The organism is Dyadobacter ginsengisoli DSM 21015 (genome assembly GCF_059568735.1).
Genome location: NZ_JCANTY010000026.1, coordinates 1 through 2,196 on the forward strand (window position 1 = coordinate 1; position 2,196 = coordinate 2,196).

The 2,196-nt window shown below is 52.4% G+C and carries 1 rRNA gene; it reads right to left on the reverse strand.

The window, feature by feature from the left end:
• A 23S ribosomal RNA gene (locus tag BP71_RS37820) occupies positions 1-2,196 on the reverse strand; the annotation flags it as partial.

A 2,196-nucleotide genomic window follows, 5' to 3' on the forward strand; every position in this document is an offset into this window, starting at 1 on the left:
CCCTTGGGACCTTCTCCAGCCCCAGGATGTGACGAGCCGACATCGAGGTGCCAAACCTCCCCGTCGATGTGAGCTCTTGGGGGAGATCAGCCTGTTATCCCCGGCGTACCTTTTATCCTTTGAGCGATGGCCCTTCCATACAGAACCACCGGATCACTATACCCTGGTTTCCCACCTGCTCGATCCGTCGATCTCGCAGTCAAGCCTGCTTGTACTATTGCACTCCACACACGGTTACCAAGCGTGTTGAGCAGACCTTTGGAAGCCTCCGTTACACTTTTGGAGGCGACCACCCCAGTCAAACTACCCACCATGCACGGTCCTGCCCACTAGGGCAGTTAGATCCCAGGCCAGCGAAGGGTGGTATTTCAACGTTGGCTCCCCGATGCCTGGCGACACCGGCTCACAGCCTCCCACCTATCCTACACATCCCTGACCCGAAAACAATGCAAAGCTATAGTAAAGGTGCACGGGGTCTTTCCGTCCCGTGGCGGGTAAGCGGCATCTTCACCGCTACTACAATTTCACCGAGCTCACGGCCGAGACAGTGCCCAGATCGTTACACCATTCGTGCAGGTCGGAACTTACCCGACAAGGAATTTCGCTACCTTAGGACCGTTATAGTTACGGCCGCCGTTTACTGGGGCTTCGATTCAATGCTTCTCTTGCGATGACATCCCCTCTTAACCTTCCAGCACCGGGCAGGTGTCAGGCCCTATACGTCAACTTTCGTTTTGGCAGAGCCCTGTGTTTTTGCTAAACAGTCGCCTGGGCCATTTCTCTGCGGCCTCTCTTTGCAGAGGAGGCTCCCCTTCTCCCGAAGTTACAGGGTTAATTTGCCGAGTTCCTTAGCCGTGATTCACTCGAGCACCTTAGAATATTCTTCTCGACTACCTGTGTCGGTTTACGGTACGGGCTGCATACAGCTGATGTTTCAAAAGCTTTTCTTGGAAGCATCTTCGATGATTCGCTTTGCCCGTAGGCTCGGCTCAACGCACTATTCCGTCAGTACGTACCATCCACGTCGCTCCGTCACTTTTTCACACTGCATGCAGGGGCAGGAATATTAACCTGCTGTCCATCGGTAGTCGCCTGTCGGCTATACCTTAGGCCCCGCCTAACCCTCCGTTGATTAGCATAGCGGAGGAATCCTTAGTCTTTCGGTGTGCGGATTTCTCATCCGCATTATCGTTACTTATGCCTACATTTGCTTTTCTCACCAGTCCAGCCCAGCTCACGCCAAACCTTCACCCCTGTGAGAATGCTCCCCTACCGATATGTATAAATACAATCGCATAGCTTCGGTAATATGCTTGATGCCCGTTTATTATCGATGCCCGCCCCGCTCGACCAGTGAGCTGTTACGCACTCTTTAAATGTATAGCTGCTTCCAAGCTAACATCCTGGCTGTCTCTGCAGTCGGACCCCCTTAGTTCAACTTAGCATATATTTTGGGACCTTAGCTGATGCTCTGGGTTGTTCCCCTCTCGGACTGGGACCTTAGCACCCCAGCCCTCACTGCCGTGTATATCATGCCCCATTCGGAGTTTGTCAGAATTTGGTAGGATTTGACTCCCCCTAGTCCTATCAGTAGCTCTACCTGAACATGACTCAACCACAACGCTGTTCCTAAAAACATTTCGGGGAGTACGAGCTATTTCTCAGTTTGATTGGCCTTTCACCCCTACCCTCAGTTCATCCGAAAACTTTTCAACGTTTACCGGTTCGGTCCTCCACGATGTGTTACCAGCGCTTCAACCTGACCAAGGGTAGATCACAAAGTTTCGCGTCTACGGCCACTGACTAATCGCCCATTTCAGACTCGCTTTCGCTTCGGCTCCTGTACTGCATACATTAACCTTGCCAGTAACCGTAACTCGTAGGCTCATTATGCAAAAGGCACGCCGTCACCCGAAGGCTCCGACCGCTTGTAAGCGCATGGTTTCAAGTTCTATTTCACCCCGCTGCTCGCGGTACTTTTCACCTTTCCCTCACGGTACTCGTTCACTATCGGTCTCTCAGGAGTATTTAGCCTTGGCGGATGGTGCCGCCGGATTCAGAGGGGATTCCACCGGTCCCCACTTACTCAGGATACTCACTCAGATAAATTCACTGCCTGTACGGGATTCTCACCCTCTATGATTGGCCTTCCCATGCCATTCCAGTTCGCTATTTACCCACTTGGTGAGTCCTACA